We start from the raw sequence: 21,776 nt of genomic DNA, 5'->3' as shown, positions 1-21,776 counted from the left end.
CGCTCCTAGGGTCGCGGCTGACGAACAGGACGTAGGACGTCGTATCTCCTGGCCACCGAGACAACTCCTCGCTGGACCTCTCCCGCTGGAGGAACCGTGCATCGCCGGACCTTCCTGAAGCACACCGGCGCGCTGGGTGCGGCCGCCGCCGTCTCCGCGTCGTTGTCGGCCTGCTCCTCCGGGCCCCAGTCCACCAACGACACGGGCGGCTCGGGCGGCAAGGACCGCACGCTGACCGCCGTCATCGGCTACGGCAACGACGGCTCCTGGGACCCCACCCAGACCGCGTCCGCCTTCTGCATGGCCGCCAACAACCACATCTACGAAGGCCTCCTGGACACCGACCCCCTCACCCGCGAGCCGTACGCGGCGCTGGCCACGCGGATCCCGCAGGACGCGAACGCCACGTCGTGGAAGTTCACACTGCGGGCCGGGGCGAAGTTCCACGACGGCAAGCCGGTCACCGCGGACGACGTCGTGTTCGTCTTCGACCGCATCCTCGACCCGAACACGCAGACCCTCGCCAAGGGCTTCTTCGCCAGCTGGCTGAAGGAGGTCCGCAGGATCGACGAGCGGAACGTCGAGCTGGTGCTCAAGTTCCCCTTCCCGGACGGGCTTTCCCGGCTGACCCTGGCGAAGATCATGCCGAGGCACGTCTTCTCGAAACCGGGAGCCTGGGACAAGGCGACCGCCGGGCTCGCGATCGGCTCGGGGCCCTACCGCCAGACCGCCCACCACCCGAAGTCCAACACCACCTTCGCCGCGTTCGCGGACTACAACGGCCCGCGCAGGCCGGCCTTCGCGAGGATGAACTGGCTGACGATCGTGGACGCGGCGCCGCGCGTCGCCCGGATCTCGGGCTCCAGCGCGGGAGCGCAGATCTCCGACAACATCCCGTACGCCAACATCGAGCAGCTGCGGAGCGGCGGGCTGACGGTCGCGGGCGGCGCCGGGATGAACAACCTGTTCCTGATGTTCAACACCAGGCACAAGCCCTTCGGCGACGTGCGGGTGCGCCAGGCCCTGCATTACGCGATCGACACCGGCAAGATGGTCGAGGTGGCGCTCAAGGGCCACGGAAGGCCCTCGACGTCGTTCCTGAACGAGGGCAACCCCGGCTACCGGCGCGCGAAGACCGTCTACGACCACGACCCGGAGAAGGCGAAGGCGCTGCTGAAGGCGGCCGGGGTGAGCGGCCTGAAAATCAACATCCTCGCGGTGAACGTCAGTTGGATCGTCGACTGCCTGCCCACCATCAAGGCGTCCTGGGACGCGATCGGCGTACGGACGACCCTGGACCCGCAGGAGACGACCGCCGTCTTCACCAAGATGGACCAGAAGCAGGACTACCAGGTCGTCGCCGCCGCCTCGAACCCCAACCAGTTCGGCCTCGACGCCGACCTGATCATGCACTACAACTACGGGCCCACCAACCTCTGGATGAACTACGCCCGTTGGGCCGACGACGCCGTCGCCAGGCAGCTCTTCGAGGACATGGACCGGGCCACGCGGGAACCGGACGCGGCCAAGAAGAAGACGATGATCCAGGACTACATCGACACCGTCGCCGAACAGGCCGTCCTCTACCCGGTCGTCCACAACGAGCTGATGACCGCCTGGGACCCGAGGAAGCTCACCGGCATAAGGGCACAGCCCTACCCGGGCATCAACCTCCTTCAGGCGAAATGGGCCTGACGGAATGATCGCCGTCCTGCGCATCCTGCTGCGTCGCGTCGCCCTCCTCGTGCCGCTGATGCTCGGCATCGTGCTCTTCGTGTTCCTGGTGATGCGCTTCTCGGACGTCGACCCGGCCTCCGCGTTCTTCCAGGGCGCCAACCCCACCCCGCGGCAGCTGCACGACTTCCGCGAGCGCAACGGCCTGCTGGACCCGCTGCCCGTCCGCTACGTCCACTTCGTCGGCGACCTGCTCCACGGCGACATGGGCACCAGCGCCCTGACCCGCGCCCCGGTCGTCGACCAGGTCACCACCGCACTGCCCCTGACCCTCCAACTCACCTTCCTGGGCCTGGGCGTCGCGGTCGTCCTGTCGCTGCTCGGCGGGGTGACGGCCGCGATCTACCGGGACCGGCTGCCCGACCAGATCATCCGCGTCGTCTCCCTCACCGGCGTCGCCGCGCCCGGCTTCTGGCTGGCGCTGCTGATGATCCAGTACCTGGCGGTCGACCTGGGCTGGTTCCCGACCGGCGGCTACATCAACCCGGCCGACTCGCTCACCGGCTGGCTGAAGACGATGACCCTGCCGGCGCTGGCGCTGTCCCTGCCGGTGGCGGCCCAGCTCACCCGGGTCGTACGGACGTCGGTGGTCGAGGAACTCGACAAGGACTACGTCCGTACGGCGATCGGCAGCGGGCTGCCGCCCCGAGTCGTCGTGGGCCGCAACGTCCTGCGCAACGCCCTCATCAATCCGCTGACCGTGCTGGGCCTGCGGGTCGGCTATCTGCTCGGCGGCGCGGTCGTCATCGAGACGATCTTCTCGCTGCCCGGCATGGGCAAGCTGATGATCGACGCCGTGAAGAACGGCGACCCGGCCGTCGTCCAGGGCGTCGTCCTGACCACCGCGACCGGCTTCGTCGTCGTCAACCTCGTCATCGACGTGCTGTACCTGCTGGTCAACCCGCGACTGAGGGAAGCCACCTGATGTTCACGCGCGCACGGCTCACCGAGGTCCTCGCCCGCCCCGGCGTCCGCCTGCGCGGCCTGCGCCGGCTGCCCCCGCTGTCGAAGGCCGCCGTGTGCTTCCTGACGGTGGTGGTACTGGTGGCGGTGCTCGCCCCGCTGATCGCGCCGGACGACCCGCTCGACCAGCAGGAGCCCGTCGGCGGCACCGGGCACCCCTCCGCCGAGCACTGGATGGGTCAGGACAGCCTCGGCCGGGACATCCTCAGCCGGCTCATGTACGGGGCCCGCTGGTCGCTGGCGATCGGCCTCGGGGCGACGGCCCTCGCGCTGGTCGTCGGCGCGCTGATCGGCGCCGTGGCGGCGACCTCGCGCAAGGCCATAGACGAGACGCTGATGCGCTGCCTGGACGTGGTGATGGCGTTTCCCGGCATCGCGCTGGCCGCCGTGCTGGTGGCCGTGTTCGGCGGCGGCATCACGGTGCTGATCTGCGCGATCGCGTTCCTGTTCACCCCGCCCGTGGCGCGCGTCGTGCGGGCCAACGTCCTCGACCAGTACGGCGAGGACTATGTGACGGCGGAGCGGGTCATCGGCGCCCGTACCCCGCACATCGTGCTCCGGCACGTGGCCGTCAACTGTGCCGCCCCGGTCCTGGTGTTCTGCACCGTGCAGGTCGCCGAGGCCATCGTCTTCGAGGCGTCGCTGTCCTTCATCGGGGCGGGGGTGCGGCCGCCCGACCCGTCGTGGGGCAGCGTCATCGCCGACGGCAAGAACATGGTGCTGACCGGGGGCTGGTGGGCCACGGTCTTTCCCGGGCTGCTGATGCTGGTGACCGTGCTGTCGCTGAACATCCTCTCCGAGGGGGTGTCGGACGCCTGGGCCTCGCCGGCCGGGCGGGACGTGGGGTTGGCGTCCGACGAGGACCGGTTGGAGGCGCGGGAGGCCGGGGGCGGGGAGGTGCTGCAGTTGCCGGGGCTTGTGGAGGCGGCGGCGAGGTTGCGGGCGCGCGCGGGACGGGGTGCCACGGGGGGTGGTTCGGCGGGTGCGGCTTCGTCTGGGCTGGTCGCGCAGTTCCCCGCGCCCCTTCAGGGCACGGTCCTGAGCGTCGAGAGCCTTGCCATCGGGTTTGAGGGGCGGCACAACGGCGTCGACATCGTGGACGGAATCTCCTTCGAGGTGCGTTCCGGGGAGGTTCTCGGGCTGGTGGGCGAGTCGGGGTGCGGGAAGTCGCTCACCGCGCTGACGGTCATGGGGCTGCAACCCCGTGGCGCCCGTGTCCGCGGCCATGTCCGTTTCGACGGACGGGAGTTGTTGTCCCAGTCCCCGCGGGCCCGCCGCCGTCTCCTCGGGCACGAGATGGCGATGATCTACCAGGACGCGCTGTCCTCGCTCAACCCCGCGATGACCATCCGCGCGCAGCTCAAACAGGTCGTACGGCGTGGTGGCCGCCGTACCCCGGCGGAGTTGCTGGCGATGGTCGGTCTCGACCCCGCCCGGACCCTGCGGAGTTATCCGCACGAGCTGTCCGGCGGGCAACGCCAGCGCGTGCTGATCGCGATGGCGCTGTCCCGGGACCCGAAGCTGATCGTCGCCGACGAGCCGACGACCGCGCTGGACGTCACGGTGCAGGCGCAGGTGATGGAGCTGTTGCTGCGTCTGCGCGAGGAGTTGGGCTTCGCGTTGATCCTGGTCTCGCACGACCTGGCGCTGGTGGCCGACGTCACCGACCGGGTGGCGGTGATGTACGGCGGGCAGATCGTGGAGACGGGCGTGACCGCCGATCTGGTGGAGGCGCCGGCCCACCACTACACCCGCGGTCTGCTCGGCAGCGTGCTGTCGCTGGAGTCGGCGGCCGCCCGCATGACGCAGATCAGGGGCGTCGTCCCCTCCCCCGCCGACTTCCCGGCGGGCTGCCGCTTCGCGGACCGCTGCCCCCTGGCGACGGACGTGTGCCGCACGACCGCGCCCGCCCTGCTGGGCACCCCCACCCATACGGCGGCCTGTCACCACCCGGCAGTCGAACTCGTGGCATCGGAGCCGGAGGCCGTGCAGTGAACGCGATCGTCGAACTGTCCGGCGCCCACGTCGTGCACAAGGCCCGCAGCGGCGGCCTGTTCACCCGGGACCGGGTGTACGCCCTGACCGGCGCCGACCTCGTCGTCGCCCCGGGTGAGACGGTGGGCGTGGTCGGCGAGTCCGGCTGCGGCAAGTCGACCCTGGCGAGGGTGCTGGTCGGCATCCAGCGCCCGACCGCCGGCACGGTGTCCTTCCAGAGCCGTGAGCTGTGGTCGATGCCCGCCGCCGAGCGCCGCACCGCCGTCGGCGGCACCACCGGGATGATCTTCCAGGACCCGTCGACGGCCCTGAACCGCCGTCTGCCGGTGCGGCAGATCCTGCGCGACCCGCTCGACGTGCACGGTCGCGGCACCAGGGCCCAACGCGAGGAGCGGGTGCGCGAGTTGATGGCCCTCGTCGGGCTGCCGCGCGCCCTGGCCGACGCGCTGCCCGGCCAGCTGTCCGGCGGGCAGCGGCAACGGGTCGCGATCGCACGGGCGTTGGCGCTGGATCCGGCCCTGGTGGTGGCGGACGAGCCGACGAGCGCCCTGGACGTGTCGGTGCGCGCGCAGATCCTGAACCTGCTGCTGGATCTGAAGGAACGCCTGGGCCTGGCCCTGGTGTTCGTCTCGCACGACATCCAGACGGTACGGCGGATGAGCGACCGGGTGATCACCATGTATCTGGGCCGGATCGTCGAGGAGTCCCCGGCCGCCGAGGTCACCGGCCGGGCCCGGCACCCGTACACCCGGGCCCTGTTCTCGGCGACCCCCGGCCTGCTGAACCCCGTCGAACCCATCCCGCTGACCGGGCCGGTCCCGTCGGCGACGCACCCGCCGAGCGGCTGCCCGTTCCGCACCCGCTGCTGGAAGGCCGACGACGTGTGCGCGTCCCGGATGCCGGACTTCTCGGCCGCGTCGGCGCCGGGGCACCGCTTCCGCTGCCACCATCCTGTGCGGGAGGACGCCTCGACCCGCGACCTCGTACGGCAGAACCATCCCAGGGAGCCCTGAATGACCTTCCCCGCCCCGCTCACCGGTGTCGTCCCGCCCGTCTGCACGCCGCTGACACCGGACCGCGAGGTGGACGTCCCCTCCCTGCTCAGGCTGGTCGACCACCTGGTCGGCGCCGGGGTGGACGCGCTGTTCGTGCTGGGCTCGACGTCGGAGGTGGCGTATCTGCGCGACGCGCAGCGCAGGCTGGTGGTGGAGTCGGTGACCGGCCATGTGGGGGGCCGGCTGCCGGTGCTGGCCGGGGTGGTCGACATGACGACGCCGAGGGTGCTGGACCATGTGGCGGCGGTGACGGCGGCCGGCGCGGACGCGGTGGTGGTGACGGCGCCCTTCTACGCGCGGACGCACCCGGCCGAGATCGCCCGGCACTTCCGTCTGGTGGCGGCCGCGTCCCCGGTCCCGGTGATCGCCTACGACATTCCGGTGGCCGTCCACACCAAGCTTCCCGCGGACGTGGTCCTGGACCTCGCCGCCGAGGGCGTCCTGGCGGGGTTGAAGGACTCCAGCGGCGACCTGGCCGCCTTCCGCGAGGTCGTCACCGGTGCCCGCGCCCGCCCCGACATCACCGGCTTCAGTGTGCTGACCGGCTCCGAGCTGCTCGTCGACGCGGCCCTGGCGCTCGGCGCCGACGGCGCCGTCCCCGGCCTCGCCAACGTCGACCCGGACGGCTACGTCCGCCTCGACCGGCTGTGCCGCGCGGGCGACCTGGAGCGGGCGCGGGCCGAACAGGAGCGGCTGTGCGCCCTGTTCGGCCTGGTCTCCGTCGGCGACCCGGCGCGCATGGGCGGCGGCTCGTCGGCGCTGGGGGCCTTCAAGGCGGCGCTGCACCTGCGCGGGGTGATCGACTGCCCGGTGACCGCGGACCCGCAGATCCCGCTGTCGCCGCAGGAGGTGCAGCGGGTCGGCAAGTACCTCGCGGCGGCCGGCCTGCTCTAGAGGCCGTCGGCGGGCAGTCGGTGGAACTCGATCGTCCCGTAGGGGTTGTTGACGCCCGTCTCGTACAGGAGGCCCACCGTCGCGCGGTCCACCGGCACCAGGTCGGAGTAGGCGGCGGGCCGCTGGGAGAGCGTCAGTGCCCTGGTGAAGGTCGCCCCGGCGTCCGTGCTGCGCCACACCGTCATCGCCCGCCGGGCCGTCGGCACGGACGGGCCGGAGAACAGCAACGGAGCCTTCGCGCCGCGCGCTCGGAGCACGCTGCCCTGGACGACGGGGACGTCGTCCAGGGTGGGCCGGACGGCGTACGGCCGGTCGAGGGTGCGGCCGCCGTCGCCGGAGTAGGCGTCCAGGCGGTTGCCTGCGCTCGTGCCGTTCTGGTCTCGGGCGCTGAAGTACAGCCTGCCGTCGGGGAGTTCGGCGGCGCTCGACTCGTTGGGGTTGACGCGGCCGTCGTGCGCGCCGTCCACGAAGCCGATGCGCCAGGTGGCGCCGCCGTCGTCGCTGTAGAGGGCGTGGCCGCCGTAGTACCTGGCCTCCTGCCCGGTGTCGGTGGAGCCGGCGGGCGGCGCCACGGAGTGGTCGGCGGGGATCACCAGGCGTCCGGCGTGCGGGCCGCGGGTCAGGGCGACCGCGTGGCCGGGGCCGGTCGCGTACCACCGCCAGTCCGGCCGCTTCACCTGCGCCGTGATGTCCCGGGGCGCGGAGAAGCCGCGCCCGTCGTCCAGGCTGCGCTGCACGAACACCCGCCGGCTCCGCTCCGGCGTGACCTCCCCGCGCATGATCTGCGCCTCGGTGACGGCGCCGCTGTTGTAGGAGGTGACGAGGACGATCGCGCCGGAGCGCGGGTCGACGACGGGGGCCGGGTTGCCGCGGGTGTCGCCGTCCCCGGCGGCGACCACCCGCAGCGGACCCCAGGTGCAGCCGCCGTCGACCGAGCGCCTGAGGACGACGTCGATGTCGCCGGAGTCGCCTGCGCCGTCGTGGCGGCCCTCGGCGAAGGCGAGGACCGTGCCCCGGGCCGTGGTGACGGCCGCCGGGATGCGGTAGGTGTCGTAGCCGCCCTCCCCCGAGGTGTACGGGACGGAGGAGACGCAGCCGGGGTCCGCCAAGGCGTGCGTCGTCGCGGTGAGAGGGGCGAGGGTCGCGAGGGTGACGAGGAGGGTGCGGCTCAGGAGGGTCACGGCCCCATGGTTCCCGGGGTGACCAGTCCCGACTCGTAGGCCACGATCACCAGTTGTGCCCGGTCCCGCGCCCCCAGCTTGCCCATGATGCGGCTGACGTGCGTCTTCGCGGTCAGCGGACTCAGGCCGAGGGATTCACCCACCTCGGTGTTGTTCAGTCCCCGGGCGACGAGCGTGAGCACCTCCCGCTCCCGCTCCGACAGGCACTCCGGCCCGCCCGCGGCCGGCACGGACGGGCTGCGCAGGAACCGTTCGATCAGCCGTGCCGTCGGCCCCGGCGACAGCAGGGCCTCCCCGGCGGCCACCGTGCGGATGGCGTCCAGCAGTTCGGCCGGACGGGTGTCCTTCACCAGGAACCCGGAGGCCCCGGCCCGCAGCGCCTCCACGATGTTCTCGTCGGTGTCGTAGGTGGTGAGGACGAGCACCTTCACCGCGGCGAGGTCCTCGTCGGCCGCGATCAGCCGGGTCGCCTCGATGCCGTCCAGGTCGGGCATGCGGACGTCCATCACCACCAGGTCGGGGCGCTCGCCGCGGGCCAGTTCCACGGCCTCCCGGCCGGTGCCGGCCTGGCCCACGACCGCCATGTCCCGCGCCGACTCGACGAGCATCGCGAACGCGGCCCGTACGAGGGTCTGGTCGTCGGCGAGCAGTACGCGGATGGTCATCCGTTCTCTTCCCCCGTCGTCGTCAGCGGCAGTACGGCCCTCACCTCGAAGCCGCCCGCGTCCCGTGGCCCGGCGTCGAGTGTGCCACCGACGCTGCGGGCCCTCTCCCGCATGCCGACCAGCCCGAAGCCGGGCGCGGTGCCGGGGGTGGGCCCGGTGCCGTCGTCGGTGACGGTCAGCCGCAGGGCGCCGTCCGCCTCGTACAGCTCGACCCGTACGGCCGGTTCGGGGCCGGCGTGTCTGACGGCGTTCGTCAGCGCCTCCTGCACGATTCGGTAGGCGGCGGCGCCCACGGCGGGCGGTGCCTGCTCCACCCGTACCGTCGGTTCCACCCGCGCGCCCGCGAGCCGGGCGGCCTCCACGAGGTCGGGCAGGCCGTCGAGGCCGGGCAGTGGGCCGCGGCCGTCGGGGCAGTCGGCCTCCCGCAGCACCTCCAGCGTGCCCCGCAGTTCGCCGCGCGCCGTCCGGCACGTCTCCGCGATGTCGTCCAGGGCCTTCGCGACCGTCTCCCGGTCCAGCCGCTCGGGGTCGGCGGCCAGGACGTGCGCGGCGACGGAGGTCTGGACGCCGATGAGCGTGATGCTGTGGGCCAGCAGGTCGTGCAGGTCGCGGGCGATGCGCAGGCGTTCCTCGGCGACGCGGCGGCGGGCCTCCTCCTCGCGGGTACGTTCGGCGCGCTCGGCGCGTTCGACGATCGCGGCCACGTACTGGCGGTAGTAGCGGACGTCGATGCCGCAGAAGAGCACCGCGATGACCCAGCCGGAGATGCGCAGGACCTCCACCGCGCCGGCGGGGTTGCTGAAGAGGTTGACCAGCACGGACGCGCTCAGGACGGTGGCGCCGACGCAGAGGGTGCGGCGTACCGTGCCGGTCGCCGCGACCGTGTAGAGCGCCACCACGGTCGCGGGCGTGGGGGCGGTGTGGTTGTTGTCGAGGGCGTGGTAGGCGGCGAGCAGCGTCAGGACCGTGGTGGCGACGAGCAGTGGGCGGCGCCGCCGCCACACCAGCGGCACGTGGGCGGCGAGCAGCAGCGTCCAGCCGAGCGCGTCCGGGCGGCGGCCCGGGTCGGTGGTCAGCGCCAGGCACACGGCCACCGCGGCGAGCACGGCCGCGAGGATCGCGTCGTTGCGGGTGCCGTGCGGGGCCGTGCGCGGGTCGCGGTTGATCACCGCCATGACGCGCTCGGCCCTGCGCTGCCGTGTCACCGTCGTCCCTTCCACAGCGTTCAGCTTCACACGGTCTCGGGCTGTCGCCGCACCGGCAGCGGTTCCGGTTCCCGTGACAGCCGTCCCGGCCACCACACCCGCCGCTTCAGCAGCACGCTCGCGGTCGTGACCAGGTACGTGCGCACCAGGAAGGTGTCCAGCAGCACGCCGACCGCGATCACGAAGCCGAGCTCGACCAGCGCCACCAGCGGCAGGGTGGTCAGCACGGCGAAGGTCGCGGCGAGCACGACGCCCGCCGACGCGATCACCCCGCCGGTGGTGCGCAGCGCGGTCAGCGCGGCCGCCCGCGGCTCGGCGCCGGCGATCGACTCCTCCCGCATGCGGTGCATGAGGAAGATGCCGTAGTCCACGCCGAGTGCCACCAGGAAGACGAAGGACAGCAGGCCGAGGCCCGAGTCCGTGCCGTGGAAGCCGAACACCGGCCCGAACGCCAGGCCGCCGATCCCGAGCGCGGCGCCCCACACCGCCACGACGGCGACGAGCAGCATCAGCGGCGCCACGAGACTGCGCAGCAGTCCTACGAGGATCACGAACACGGCGGCCAGGACGAGCGGTACGACGACCTCGCGGTCGCGGACCTGGCTGTCGGCCAGGTCGAGCTGCTGGGCGCTGGGTCCACCGACGTAGGTGCCGTAGGTGTCGTCGAGTCCGGCGCGCAGCGCCTCGATGGTGCGGGTCTCCCCGGCGGACTCGGGTGCCGCGGTGGCGTAGACGGAGATCTCGGTCCAGCCGGAGCCGCTGCGTCCGGCCGTCGCCTGGGCGACCCCGTCCGTGGTCCTGGCCTTGGCCAGTACGGCGTCCGTGCGGCCGGTGGGGGCGATGACGGTGATCGGCTGGCTGCTGCGGCCGGGGTAGGCGCGGGTGAGGGTCTGGGCGGCGGCGATCGACTCGGGCTGCTTGGTGAAGGAGTCCTCCTGCTTGAGGGTGCCCGGGAGGTCGAAGGCGCCCAGCGCCAGCGCGCCGAGCAGTACGGCGCCGCCGGCGAGGACGGCGGCGGGCCGGCGCGCGGCCGAGTCGCCCATCGCCGAGAACAGCGACCGGCGTGCCTTCGGCTCGCTGCCGAAGGCGGGGATCAGCGGCCAGAAGACGCGGCGGCCGAGGACGACCAGGAGGGCGGGCAGCAGTGTCGTCATGGCGATCAGTGCGGCGAGCACGCCCACCGTGCCGACCGGGCCCATGCCGCTGCTGCTGTTGAGGTCGGCGGCGAGCAGGCACAGCAGCCCGGCCGCGACCGTGCCCGAGGAGGCGAGGATCGCCGGTCCGCAGCCGCGCAGCGCGGCCCGCATGGCGTCGTACGGGCGCTCGTGGCGCCGTAGCTCCTCGCGGTAGCGGGAGATGAGCAGCAGCGCGTAGTCGGTGCCCGCGCCCAGCACCAGGACCGTCATGACGCCGCCGCTCTGGCCGGTGACGGTGACGCCGAACGCCTCGTGCAGGCCGTAGCCGGCGGCCATCGCCATACCGGCGGCGACGCCGGCGACGGAGAGCGGCACCAGCCACAGGAAGGGGCTGCGGTAGATGAGGATCAGCAGGGCGGTGACGACGCCGAGGGTGGCGTAGAGCAGTGTGCCGTCGATGCTGCCGAAGACCTTGCCCATGTCGGCGTTGAGGGCGCCGGGGCCGCCGACCTGAACGGTCAGTCCGGCGCCGCCGTCGGCGACGGCCCGCACCCCGTCGACGAAGGCGTCGCGCTTGTCGTCGTCCTGGCCGGGGCCGGTGCTGGAGACGGGGTACATGACGGTCGTGCCGTCGCGGGACGGGACCGCGTGCGGGTGCCCGGTGATGTCGTACCTGCCGGTGATCTCGGCGATCTGCTGCGCGGCCTTCTCGCGGTCGGCGGCGGTGAGGCCGCCGTCGCGGTGGTAGACGAGCACCAGGTCGGTCGACTCGCCGCCCGGCAGCCGGTCCTGGATGCGGGCCACCTGGGTGGAGTCGGCGCTGTCGGGCAGGTAGTCGACGGAGCGGTTCTGCTGGATGCCGGAGAACTTCCCGGCGAGCGGCCCGGCGAGCACCAGGGCGGCCAGCCACAGCGCGAGCACCGCCCAGGGCACGGCCCGTCGACGCCGTACGCCTGGCCGTGCGCTTGTCCTTACGGCCCCCATGGACGGGCCTCCCTCCGGTCGGGTGTCTGGGTCGGTTCCAGACTCCCGGCGGAAGGGGGCGGGTTCGTCGGGCGTGCGGGCGAGTTCGGGGTTACTGCCGCTGGAGGCGCCGGGCGCGCGTTACTCCCAGGGGAGTATCAGGACGGCGTACGTGCCGCCGCCAGCAGCCGGGTCACGTCGTCGGCGCAGATGGTCAGGGCGGCGCCGACCGTGCTGAGGACGTCGCGTTCGGCCGGGGTGTAGGGGCCGTCGGCCAGGGCGATGCGGGCGCCCTGCAGCAGGATCGATTCGCGGCCGACGGGGGCGAGGTGCGGGGCGAGGGGGTCGAGGGCCTCGTGGAGCTCGATGGCCAGGCCCGCGCCGCAGGACTGGCCGTAGACCCGGCCGGTGTCGGCGGCCAGGGCGTCGACCAGGGCCTCCAGCTGTTCCTCCGTGCAGTCGTCGAAGCCGGCCGCGCGGACCGCGCTCGCGGCGGTCTCCAGGGACGTGCGCGAACAGGTGCCGCCCGCGGCGAGCACCGCGAGGGCGACGGTGTGCACGGCGTCGCGGAGCATCGCGGAGAAGCGGGTGGTGGTGGGGTGGTCCAGGGCGTCGGTGCCGAAGTGGCGGTTGCAGGCGGCGCACTCGACGACGGGGCCGGTCTCGCCGCGCGGCAGGACCGGGACACCGAGGAGGGTGAAGCGGCGGCGGCCGGTGAGCCGCTGGTAGTTGCGGTCGCCTCCGCAGCCCGGGCAGAAGAACTCGCCGTCCCCTACGGGCGTCCACGCGGTGCGGGTGCCCAGGAGGCGCGCAGGCCTGGCGGCTCGGCCGTTTCGTCCCCGTACTGGCAGCACGTCGCACCTCCGTAACGGCACGGCAACATCGCCGTACTGGCGTGATGTTAGCCACATCGACCAGGCGTAGTCAGCACCCCGGAAGAGACCTTTCCGTGACCTCCACGTCGAGGTGGCCGAAAAAGAACGGGGCCCTGATCGCCGTATCCGATGATCAGGACCCCGAAACCGCCGGTCAGAGGGGCTATCGAGCCGCGCGGTTGACCGCCGAGACGACCGCCTTCAGGGACGCACGCGTCGTGTTCGCGTCGATGCCGATTCCCCACAGGACCTTGTCGTCGATCGCGCATTCGATGTAGGAGGCGGCCTGCGCGGAGGCGCCCTCGCTCATCGTGTGCTCCTGGTAGTCCAGCAGCCGGGCGTCGATGCCGACCTTCGCCAGCGCGTCGAAGAAGGCCGAGATCGGACCGTTGCCCGAGCCGGTCAGGACGGTGTCCTCGCCGTCGACGGTGGCCTCGACGCGCAGGGTGTCCACGCCGTCGGTGTCGGTGGTCGACTGGCCGTTCCTGACCTGGATGCGGCCCCACGGGTTCGCGGGGTTGGGCAGGTACTCGTCCTGGAAGACCGCCCAGATGTCGGAGCCGGTGACCTCGCCGCCCTCGGCGTCCGTCTTCGCCTGGATGAGCTTCGAGAACTCGATCTGCATCCGGCGGGGCAGGTCCAGCTTGTGGTCGTTCTTCAGGACGTACGCGACACCGCCCTTGCCGGACTGCGAGTTGACGCGGATGACGGCCTCGTAGGAGCGGCCGACGTCCTTGGGGTCGATCGGCAGGTACGGCACGGCCCACTCGATGTCGTCGACCGTGACGCCCTTGGCGGCCGCGTCGGCCTCCATGGCGTCGAAGCCCTTCTTGATGGCGTCCTGGTGGGAGCCGGAGAAGGACGTGTAGACCAGGTCGCCCACGTACGGGTGGCGCGGGTGGACCTCCATCTGGTTGCAGTACTCCCACGTACGACGGATCTCGTCGATGTCGGAGAAGTCGATCTGCGGGTCGACGCCCTGCGAGAACAGGTTCATGCCCAGGGTGACCAGGTCGACGTTGCCGGTGCGCTCGCCCTGGCCGAACAGGCAGCCCTCGATGCGGTCGGCGCCGGCCATCAGGGCCAGCTCGGCGGCGGCGACGGCGGTGCCGCGGTCGTTGTGCGGGTGGACCGACAGGCAGACGTACTCGCGGCGGGTCAGGTTGCGGCCCATCCACTCGAAGCGGTCGGCGTGCGTGGACGGCGTCGAACGCTCCACGGTGGCGGGCAGGTTGAGGATGATCTCGCGGCCCGGGCCGGGCTGGTAGACGTCCATCACCGCCTCGCAGACCTCCAGCGCGAAGTCCAGCTCGGTGTCGGTGAAGATCTCGGGGCTGTACTGGTAGCCGAACTCGGTCTCCGGGCCCAGCAGCTTCTCCGCGTACTCCATCACCAGGCGCGTGCCGTCGACGGCGATCTGCTTGATGTCGTCCCTGGAGCCGCGGAAGACCACACGGCGGAAGACGGGAGCCGTGGCGTTGTACAGGTGGACGGTGGCCCGCTTGGCGCCCTTCAGGGACTCCACGGTCCGCTCGATCAGGTCCTCGCGGGCCTGGGTCAGTACGGAGATGGTCACGTCGTCGGGAATCGCCCCGGGCTCTTCGATGATCGACCGCACGAAGTCGAAGTCCGTCTGGCCCGACGCCGGGAAGCCGACCTCGATCTCCTTGTAGCCCATTTTGACCAGCTGGTCGAACATCCGGCGCTTGCGCTCGGGCGACATCGGGTCGATCAGTGCCTGGTTGCCGTCGCGCAGGTCGGTCGACAGCCACCGGGGGGCCTGGGTGATCCGCTTGTTCGGCCAGGTGCGGTCCGGGATGTCGACCTGCTCGTAGCGGCCGTACTTGTGGATCGGCATGCTGCTGGGCTGCTGGCGGTTCGCCATGATTGCGGGGCTCCTCTTGGTGTCCGGAAGGACGGCCGACGACGCAACGCGAAGCTCCGCGGGGAGGGAGTCGACCTGGCTTACAGGCCCTCGCCGCGGCAGCTAAGAAGAAGCAGCCCGAAACGCATGATGCGAAGCATGCTAGCCGAGCCGGTCCGGACAGGGGGCCCCGTATCAATATGCGGGACCGCAGCGCCCCTGAAAGGGGCGCGGGAACTGCGCGAGCAACCACACACGGCTGGAGGTGCATAACACAGAGCAACCAACAACGGCGGGAGCATCCCCATATTTCACCAATCATGGTCGCACCTAGTGACACGCAGCTAACGCAGTGCAATGGTGCCGGGCATGACGAAGACCAACGGGGGCTTCGAGCCCGTCTTCTGCACCGTCGTACCGCCCCATGTCCTCGACAAGCTGGCCCAGCACGAGGACCCGGCGCTCGCGAATCCCGCTCGCAAGACCCTCGAGCGCGACGCCTACGAGCGCACCCACCGCCGGCTGACCACCGTCCTCGGCGCCCCGGCCGTCGCGGCGCCGCCCGGAGCCGCGTCCGACCAGCCGCACCGCACGATCTACGACGCCCGGCACGGCACCGACCTGCCCGGCCGCAAGGTCCGCGGCGAGGGCGAGGACCCCGGCAAGGACGCCACCGCCAACCGCGCCTACGCGGGCCTCGGCGCCACCTTCGAGCTGTACCTGAAGGCGTACGAGCGCCAGTCGATCGACGGCAACGGGCTGCCGCTCGACGCGTCGGTCCACTTCGACCGGGACTACAACAACGCCTTCTGGAACGGCGAGCAGATGGTGTTCGGCGACGGTGACGGGGAGATCTTCCTCGACTTCACCATCCCGATCGACGTCATCGGCCACGAACTCACCCACGGCGTCACGCAGTACACGGCCAACCTCACCTACTTCGGCCAGCCCGGCGCCCTCAACGAGTCGCTGTCGGACGTCTTCGGCACCCTCATCAAGCAGTACACGCTCGGTCAGACAGCCGCCGAGGCCGACTGGCTGATCGGCGCCGGGCTGCTCGCGCCGCGCGTCACGGGCAAGGCGCTGCGCTCCATGAAGGCGCCCGGCACGGCGTACGACGACGACGTCCTCGGCAAGGACCCGCAGCCGGCGACCATGGACGACTTCGTGCGCACGGGCCGCGACAACGGCGGCGTCCACATCAACTCCGGTATCCCCAACCACGCCTTCTACCTGGTGGCCACGGCCCTCGGCGGCCACGCCTGGGAGAAGGCGGGCCAGATCTGGTACGACGTTCTGACCGGCGGCGAGCTGAAGAAGGACGCCCTGTTCACGGACTTCGCGTCGCTGACCGTGAGGGCGGCCAAGGCCCGCTTCAGCGAGGGCGACGAACTTCAGGCCGTACTGAAGGCCTGGGAGCAGGTCGGGGTGCGCACGACGTAGTTCCGTACTAGACACGGACCCATGCGTATTCGAGTGAGGCGCACGGGTGGATTCGCGGGCATCGAGCGCTGCGCCGAGGTGGACACCTCGGGGCGGCCCGACGCCGTCGAGTGGCAGGCCCTGGCCGAGAAGGCGATGTCCGCCGGCCGGGGCCGGCCGTCCGTCGGGGTTCCCGACGGCTTCAACTACGAGATCACCGTGGACGGCAGGACGGTGTACGCCGCCGATCCGCGGCTGAGCGAGGAACAGCGGCAGCTGATCTCCAGGGTGCTGAAGGAAGGGGCATGAGCGCGTAACAGGTCGTTCATGCGCGGGCGTTGACTTCCGTTACCGCCGGTAAGGATGATCCGCGCATGACGAACCCGATACCTCAGTTCCCGGCCGGCTTCCTGTGGGGCGTGTCGACCTCGGCCCATCAGATCGAGGGGGCCGTCGACGAGCGCGAGCAGTCCGTGTGGGACGCGTTCACGGCCGAGCCGGGACGGGTGAAGGACGGCTCGACGGCCGCGGTCGCCTGCGACCACTACCACCGCTACCGCGAGGACGTGGCGCTCCTCGCCGACCTGGGCGTGGACGCCTACCGCTTCTCGGTGTCCTGGCCCCGGGTGCGCTCGCCCGAGGGCCTGGACTTCTACGACCGCCTCGTCGACGAACTGTGCGCGGCGGGCGTACGCCCCGTCCCGACGCTGTTCCACTGGGACCTGCCGGTCGCGCTGGACTGGCTGCGGCGGGACACCGCCGAGCGCTTCGCCGAGCACGTGTCGGTGGTCGCCGAGCGGCTGGGCGACCGGGTGACGAAGTGGATCACCCTCAACGAGCCCGCCGAGCACACCCTGCTGGGGCACGCCCTGGGCGCGCACGCACCGGGCCGGCAGCTGATGTTCGACGCGCTTCCGGTGGCCCACCACCAGTTGCTGGCCCACGGCCTCGCGGTACGGGCCCTGCGCGCGGCCGGCGCCGCCGACGTCGGGATCGCCAACTCCCACGGGCCGACCTGGCCCGCGTCCGAGGAACCCGCCGACGTCGAGGCGGCCGCCTTCTACGACCTGCTGCTCAACCGCCTCTTCGCCGACCCGCTGATCCTGGGCGAATACCCGGAGGGGCTGGGCGAGTTGATGCCGGGGGACGTCGAGGCGGACCTGAAGGTCATCGCGGAGCCGATCGACTTCTACGGCGTCAACTACTACGCGCCGACCCGGGTGGGCGCCCCGCAGGGCGCGGACATCGAGTTCGGCGGGCTGACCATACCGGCCGAACTCCCCTTCTCCGTCAGGCAGATCGAGGGCGTCCCGGTGACGGACTTCGGCTGGCCGGTCGTCCCGTCGGGGCTGACGGAACTGCTCACCGGGTTCCGCGAGCGCTACGGGGACCGGCTGCCGCCGGTCGTCGTCACCGAGAACGGGTGCAGCTACCCGGGCCTCGACGACCAGGACCGGATCGCGTACCTGGACGGGCACGTCCGGGCCCTGCACGACGCGGTCGAGGCGGGCGTGGACGTGCGCGGGTACTTCGTGTGGTCGCTGCTGGACAACTTCGAGTGGGCCGAGGGCTACGAGCGGCGGTTCGGGCTGGTGCACGTCGACTTCGAGACGCAGAAGCGCACCCCGAAGTCCTCGTACGACTGGTACCGGCAGCTGCTGCGGGCGCAGAGATGACGGCCCCGCCGCGGGACCGGGACGGCGACCGGGAGCAGGACCCCTCGGCGGCCCTCGCCGAGCCCGTCCTGCGCGTCGGCCGCGCCTGGACGGCGGCCCTCTCCCTGGCCAACGGGGCCATCTGGGTCGGCTGGTTCGGCCCCCTGCAGATCCTGCTGGCCTCGCAGGCGAAGGACTTCGCGCCGGGCACCGGCATGTCGAAGGAGACGATGCTGGCGTGGGTGACCGGGATCGGCGCCGCGGTGTCCCTGGTCGCCAACCCGCTCTTCGGCGCGCTGTCGGACCGGACGACGTCCCGCCGTGGCCGCCGTACGCCGTGGATCGTGGCCGGAGCCGCGGGCGGGGCGCTGTCGTTGCTGCTGCTCGCGGGCGCGGGCGGCCTGTGGACGATGACGCTCGGCTGGTGTCTGGTCCAGCTGACCCTGAACGCGGCCTTCGCGGCGGTCACGGCGGCCGTCCCGGACCAGGTGCCCCGGCTTCAGCGCGGCTCGGTCGGCGGCTGGCTGGGCGCGGCGCAGATCCTCGGCGTGGTCGGCGGCACGGGGCTGGCGACCGCCGCGGGCGGGACCGGCGCCGGGTACGTGGCGTGCGCGGTGTTCACGCTGGCGGGAGTGCTGCCGTACGTGCTCGGCCACCCGGACCTGCGGCTGGGGCCGGCGGACCGGCCGGCCTGGTCCTGGCGCTCCTTCCTCGCCGGGTTCTGGCTCAGCCCGCGCCGGTACCCGGACCTGGGCTGGGCCTGGCTGACCCGCTTCCTGATCAACCTGAGCAACGCGCTGGTGCTGCTGTACCTGCTGTACTACCTGCGCGACCGTCTGCACCACCACGACCCCGAGCAGGGCGTGCTGGTGCTGACCGCGGTGAACGGCCTCACCCTGCTCGCCACGGTCGTCGTCGGCGGGGTGTGGTCGGACCGGGTCGGGCGGCGCAAGCCCTTCGTGATCTGGTCCGGCGTGCTGATGGCGGTCGCGACGGGCGCGCTGGCCGGCTGGCAGACCTGGCCGGGCGCGGTCGTCGCCGCGGCGGTCCTCGGGATCGGCTTCGGCGTCTTCACCTCGGTGGACTTCGCGCTGATGACGGACGTCCTGCCCGCGGCCCTGGACCGCGGCAAGGACCTGGGCGTGATCAACGTGGCCAACGCCCTGCCCCAGGTGGCGGCCCCCGCCCTCGCCGCGCCGATCGTCACCTACCTCGGCGGATACCGGGTGCTGTACGTGGTGGCGGCGGTCATCGGGCTGGCGGGGGCGGTGCTGGTGGGCCGGATCAGGGGTGTGGAGTGACCGGGCGCCGGGTGACCTACAGGGCGCCGGCGTCGCGGGCCGCGTACACCGACGGGTACCGGGGCCGGTAGCCCAGCTCGCGGCGGATGCGGTCGGTGGACATGATCACCAGCCAGGGGTCGGGGTCGGTGCGCTCGTGCAGTTCGGCGGGCACCTCGGCCCCGTTGAGCTGGTGCAGCTCGACCGCCGTGACGGGGGCGTCGTCGGCGATGTTGTAGATCCGTCCGGCGATGCCGGGGGCGTGCAGGACGCGCAGCAGGCCCTGGGCGACGTCCGCGTGGTGGCCCATGTGCAGGCGCTGGGTCGCCGCCCACTGCCCGGCCCAGCGCAGCGACTGGGCGAGGTGCGGGTCGCCCTCGCCGTAGACGAAGGGCAGCCGGGCGATCCGCACGTCCAGGCCGTCCATCGCCAGCAGCTCCCGTTCGGCCTCCGCCTTCGACGCGGGGTAGGCGCCCCACATCGCGCCGCCGGGCCGGCTCTCGTCCTCCTCGGTCACCGGACGGCCCCGCCCCGTGCCGTACACCAGTCCGGTGCTGACCTGCACGAAGCGCCCGACGCCGGAGGCGAGCGCGGCCCGTCCCAGCTCCACCGCCGCGTCCCGGTTGACGGCCCGCGCCTCCTCGTCGGGCACCCCGCGGAAGGCGGCGGCGACGTTCACCACGGCGTCCGCCCCGGCCACCGCCTTGCCGAGCACGTCCGCGTCCCGCAGATCCCCGACCACCACTTCGGCGCCCAGCTCCGCGAACGGCTCCCCGCGCGCCGCGTCCCGTACCAGGACCCGCACGGTCTCCCCCGGGCGCAGCTGCGCCAGCAGCCTCGGCACGAAACGCCGTCCGACCTGCCCTGTCGTACCCGTGACCAATGTCAGCATGTTCTGCTCCTCTCGTCCCCACCCACCCTTCAGGGAGACGCCCGCCACCGGGAGAGACCTTCCGATCAGGGGACCGGCAGTCCCTGGATAAGCCGGACGGCGTCCCGCACGCTGGAGAGGTGAACCGAGCCGAACTCGCCGACTTCCTGCGCCGCGGCCGCGCCCGCCTGGAGCCCTCCGACGTGGGCCTCGCGCCCGGCGCCCGCCGCCGCACGCCGGGCCTGCGCCGCGAGGAGGTGGCCCAGCTGGCCGGCATGTCGGTCGACTACTACACGCGCCTGGAGCAGTCCCGGGGGCCGCGCCCGTCCCGCCAGATGCTGTCGGCGATGGCGCGGGCGCTGCGGCTGACGGCCGCCGAGCACGACCATCTGTTCCATCTGGCCGGGGAGGAGCCGCCGCGGCGCGAGACGGCGTCGGCGCACGTCCGGCCGGGGCTGCTGCTGATCCTGGACCGGCTGTACGACACCCCGGCGCAGCTGGTGAACGACTGCGGCGAGGTGCTGGCGCAGAACGCGATGGCGAAGGCGCTGGTCGGCGACGTCATGTCCCGGCCGCGGCGGGAGCGGAACCTGGTCCGGCGGTTCTTCCTGGACCCGACGGCCCGCTCGCTCTTCCTCGACGACGACCACGCACCGCACGCCCGCTCGCACGTGGCCAACCTCCGCGCGGTGACCGCGGCCCGCCCCGACGACCCGGAACCGGCCGCCCTGGTCGCCGAACTCCGCGCCTCCAGCGAGGAGTTCGCGCGGCTGTGGGACGAGCACGAGGTGTCCCTGCGCAACCGCGCGACCAAGCGGTTCCAGCACCCCCTGGTGGGCCTGCTGGAGCTCGACTGCGAGGTCATGCTCAGCCACGAGCACCACCACATGCTGATCGTCCACACGGCCCGCCCGGGCACGGAGTCGTACGAGCGGCTGCAGTTGCTGCGGGTGGTCGGACTGCAGGACATGGTCCCGCCGTCCAGCCCGTCCAGCGTTTGAGGGACCTACAGCGGCGGGACGAGGAAGGCTGTCAGAACCCCAGCCGACGCAGCTGCTTGGGGTCCCGCTGCCAGTCCTTCGCGACCTTCACATGCAGGTCGAGGAAGACGGGCGTGCCCAGCAGCGCCTCGATCTGCTTGCGGCTCTTGATGCCGACGTCCTTCAGGCGCTTGCCCTTGGGGCCGATGATGATGCCCTTCTGGCTGGGGCGCTCGATGTAGAGGTTGGCGTGGATGTCGAGCAGGGGCTTGTCGGCCGGGCGGTCCTCACGGGGGAGCATCTCCTCGACGACGACCGCGATGGAGTGCGGCAGCTCGTCGCGGACGCCCTCCAGGGCCGCCTCGCGGATCAGCTCGGCGATCATGACCTGCTCGGGCTCGTCGGTGAGGTCGCCCTCGGGGTAGAGCGCCGGGCCCTCGGGCAGGAGCGGGACGAGGAGGTCGGCCAGCAGGCTCACCTGCTTGTCCCCGACCGCGGACACCGGCACGATCTCCGCCCACTCGAAGCCGAGCTCCTTGCCCAGCTGGTCGATGGCGATCAGCTGCTCGGCGAGGGTCTTGGAGTCGACGAGGTCGGTCTTGGTGACGATCGCGATCTTGGGCGTCTTGCGGATCCCCGCAAGTTCCTTGGCGATGAAGCGGTCGCCAGGGCCGATCTTCTCGTTCGCGGGGAGGCAGAAGCCGATCACGTCGACCTCGGCCCACGTCGTGCGCACGACGTCGTTGAGCCGCTCCCCCAGCAGCGTGCGCGGCTTGTGCAGCCCGGGGGTGTCGACCAGGATGAGCTGGGCGTCCTCCCTGTGCACGATCCCCCGCACGGTGTGCCGCGTGGTCTGCGGCTGGTTCGCGGTGATCGCCACCTTCTGCCCGACCAGAGCGTTCGTGAGGGTGGACTTGCCCGCGTTGGGGCGGCCCACGAAGCAGGCGAAGCCGGCGCGGTGGACGGTCTCGCCCGACTCTTCGGATGACTGGGTACGAACACTCATGGCGTTCATTGTCCCTGATCCACGGAGCGCCG

At 72.0% G+C, this 21,776-nt stretch carries 18 protein-coding genes; 10 read left to right on the top strand and 8 right to left on the bottom strand.

Annotated elements, in window-relative coordinates; all coding sequences use genetic code 11:
* Positions 1–96 precede the first annotated feature (96 nt).
* Genes ACIGDI_RS02530 through ACIGDI_RS02510 form a run of 5 tightly spaced genes read left to right on the top strand, consistent with a single transcriptional unit; the run spans position 97 to position 6,641 of the window.
* Positions 97–1,695 (top strand): ABC transporter substrate-binding protein, encoded by a 1,599-nt coding sequence (locus ACIGDI_RS02530; RefSeq protein ID WP_399889385.1) that lies wholly within the window; start codon positions 97–99, stop codon positions 1,693–1,695.
* Positions 1,696–1,699: 4 nt separating this feature from the next.
* Positions 1,700–2,659 (top strand): ABC transporter permease, encoded by a 960-nt coding sequence (locus ACIGDI_RS02525; RefSeq protein ID WP_399889383.1) that lies wholly within the window; start codon positions 1,700–1,702, stop codon positions 2,657–2,659.
* A complete protein-coding gene (locus ACIGDI_RS02520) occupies positions 2,659–4,692 on the top strand; it encodes a dipeptide/oligopeptide/nickel ABC transporter permease/ATP-binding protein (protein WP_399889380.1) in 2,034 nt (677 codons plus the stop codon). Before ACIGDI_RS02525 ends, ACIGDI_RS02520 begins: the two co-directional genes overlap by 1 nt.
* Positions 4,689–5,705 (top strand): oligopeptide/dipeptide ABC transporter ATP-binding protein, encoded by a 1,017-nt coding sequence (locus tag ACIGDI_RS02515; protein ID WP_399889377.1) that lies wholly within the window; start codon positions 4,689–4,691, stop codon positions 5,703–5,705. Before ACIGDI_RS02520 ends, ACIGDI_RS02515 begins: the two co-directional genes overlap by 4 nt.
* Positions 5,706–6,641, top strand: a complete 936-nt coding sequence (locus ACIGDI_RS02510; RefSeq protein ID WP_399889374.1) for a dihydrodipicolinate synthase family protein — start codon at positions 5,706–5,708, stop codon at positions 6,639–6,641.
* Here ACIGDI_RS02510 and ACIGDI_RS02505 read toward each other — a convergent pair.
* From ACIGDI_RS02505 to leuA, 6 genes are all read right to left on the bottom strand, one after another.
* Positions 6,638–7,822, bottom strand: a complete 1,185-nt coding sequence (locus tag ACIGDI_RS02505) for an exo-alpha-sialidase (protein WP_399889372.1) — start codon at positions 7,820–7,822, stop codon at positions 6,638–6,640. The two genes, ACIGDI_RS02510 and ACIGDI_RS02505, sit on opposite strands and share 4 nt — an antisense overlap.
* The gene (locus ACIGDI_RS02500) at positions 7,819–8,487 is read right to left on the bottom strand and encodes a response regulator transcription factor (protein WP_142151866.1); all 669 of its coding nucleotides are present in this window, start codon (positions 8,485–8,487) and stop codon (positions 7,819–7,821) included. Before ACIGDI_RS02500 ends, ACIGDI_RS02505 begins: the two co-directional genes overlap by 4 nt.
* Positions 8,484–9,662, bottom strand: coding sequence for a sensor histidine kinase (locus ACIGDI_RS02495; RefSeq protein ID WP_399890455.1), 1,179 nt, complete (start codon positions 9,660–9,662; stop codon positions 8,484–8,486). Before ACIGDI_RS02495 ends, ACIGDI_RS02500 begins: the two co-directional genes overlap by 4 nt.
* 56 nt (positions 9,663–9,718) lie before the next feature.
* On the bottom strand, positions 9,719–11,812 hold the full coding sequence (locus tag ACIGDI_RS02490) for an MMPL family transporter (RefSeq protein ID WP_399889368.1): 2,094 nt from the start codon (positions 11,810–11,812) through the stop codon (positions 9,719–9,721).
* Between the two features lie 137 nt (positions 11,813–11,949).
* Positions 11,950–12,645 (bottom strand): TerB family tellurite resistance protein, encoded by a 696-nt coding sequence (locus tag ACIGDI_RS02485; RefSeq protein WP_399889365.1) that lies wholly within the window; start codon positions 12,643–12,645, stop codon positions 11,950–11,952.
* A gap of 184 nt (positions 12,646–12,829) precedes the next feature.
* Entirely contained in the window at positions 12,830–14,551 is a 1,722-nt protein-coding gene (gene leuA, locus ACIGDI_RS02480; RefSeq protein WP_399889362.1) for a 2-isopropylmalate synthase, read from the bottom strand.
* A gap of 348 nt (positions 14,552–14,899) precedes the next feature.
* Here leuA and ACIGDI_RS02475 point away from each other — a divergent pair, with 348 nt between their 5' ends.
* From ACIGDI_RS02475 to ACIGDI_RS02460, 4 genes are all read left to right on the top strand, one after another.
* Positions 14,900–15,973, top strand: a complete 1,074-nt coding sequence (locus ACIGDI_RS02475; RefSeq protein ID WP_399889358.1) for a M4 family metallopeptidase — start codon at positions 14,900–14,902, stop codon at positions 15,971–15,973.
* Positions 15,974–15,994: 21 nt separating this feature from the next.
* Entirely contained in the window at positions 15,995–16,261 is a 267-nt protein-coding gene (locus ACIGDI_RS02470; RefSeq protein WP_399889355.1) for a protealysin inhibitor emfourin, read from the top strand.
* Positions 16,262–16,326: 65 nt separating this feature from the next.
* A complete protein-coding gene (locus ACIGDI_RS02465) occupies positions 16,327–17,628 on the top strand; it encodes a GH1 family beta-glucosidase (protein ID WP_399889352.1) in 1,302 nt (433 codons plus the stop codon).
* Complete coding sequence (locus ACIGDI_RS02460; RefSeq protein WP_399889349.1) at positions 17,625–18,908, top strand: MFS transporter; 1,284 nt, start codon at positions 17,625–17,627, stop codon at positions 18,906–18,908. The genes ACIGDI_RS02465 and ACIGDI_RS02460 overlap by 4 nt, the downstream gene beginning before the upstream one ends.
* 16 nt (positions 18,909–18,924) lie before the next feature.
* On the opposite strand, the gene ACIGDI_RS02455 is transcribed toward ACIGDI_RS02460, so the two are convergent.
* Entirely contained in the window at positions 18,925–19,779 is an 855-nt protein-coding gene (locus ACIGDI_RS02455) for an NAD-dependent epimerase/dehydratase family protein (RefSeq protein WP_399889346.1), read from the bottom strand.
* A 119-nt stretch (positions 19,780–19,898) separates the two neighbouring features.
* Between ACIGDI_RS02455 and ACIGDI_RS02450 the strand changes: the two genes are divergently transcribed.
* On the top strand, positions 19,899–20,759 hold the full coding sequence (locus tag ACIGDI_RS02450) for a helix-turn-helix transcriptional regulator (RefSeq protein WP_399889343.1): 861 nt from the start codon (positions 19,899–19,901) through the stop codon (positions 20,757–20,759).
* Positions 20,760–20,790: 31 nt separating this feature from the next.
* On the opposite strand, the gene era is transcribed toward ACIGDI_RS02450, so the two are convergent.
* A complete protein-coding gene (gene era, locus ACIGDI_RS02445) occupies positions 20,791–21,744 on the bottom strand; it encodes a GTPase Era (RefSeq protein WP_399889340.1) in 954 nt (317 codons plus the stop codon).
* Between the last annotated feature and the right edge of the window lie 32 nt (positions 21,745–21,776).

It is taken from the genome of Streptomyces sp. NPDC085900 (genome assembly GCF_044540925.1).
Lineage (GTDB): Bacteria > Actinomycetota > Actinomycetes > Streptomycetales > Streptomycetaceae > Streptomyces > Streptomyces gilvifuscus.
Note: the sequence above shows the minus strand (reverse complement) of the source record. Positions and strands in the feature narration are given on the sequence as shown.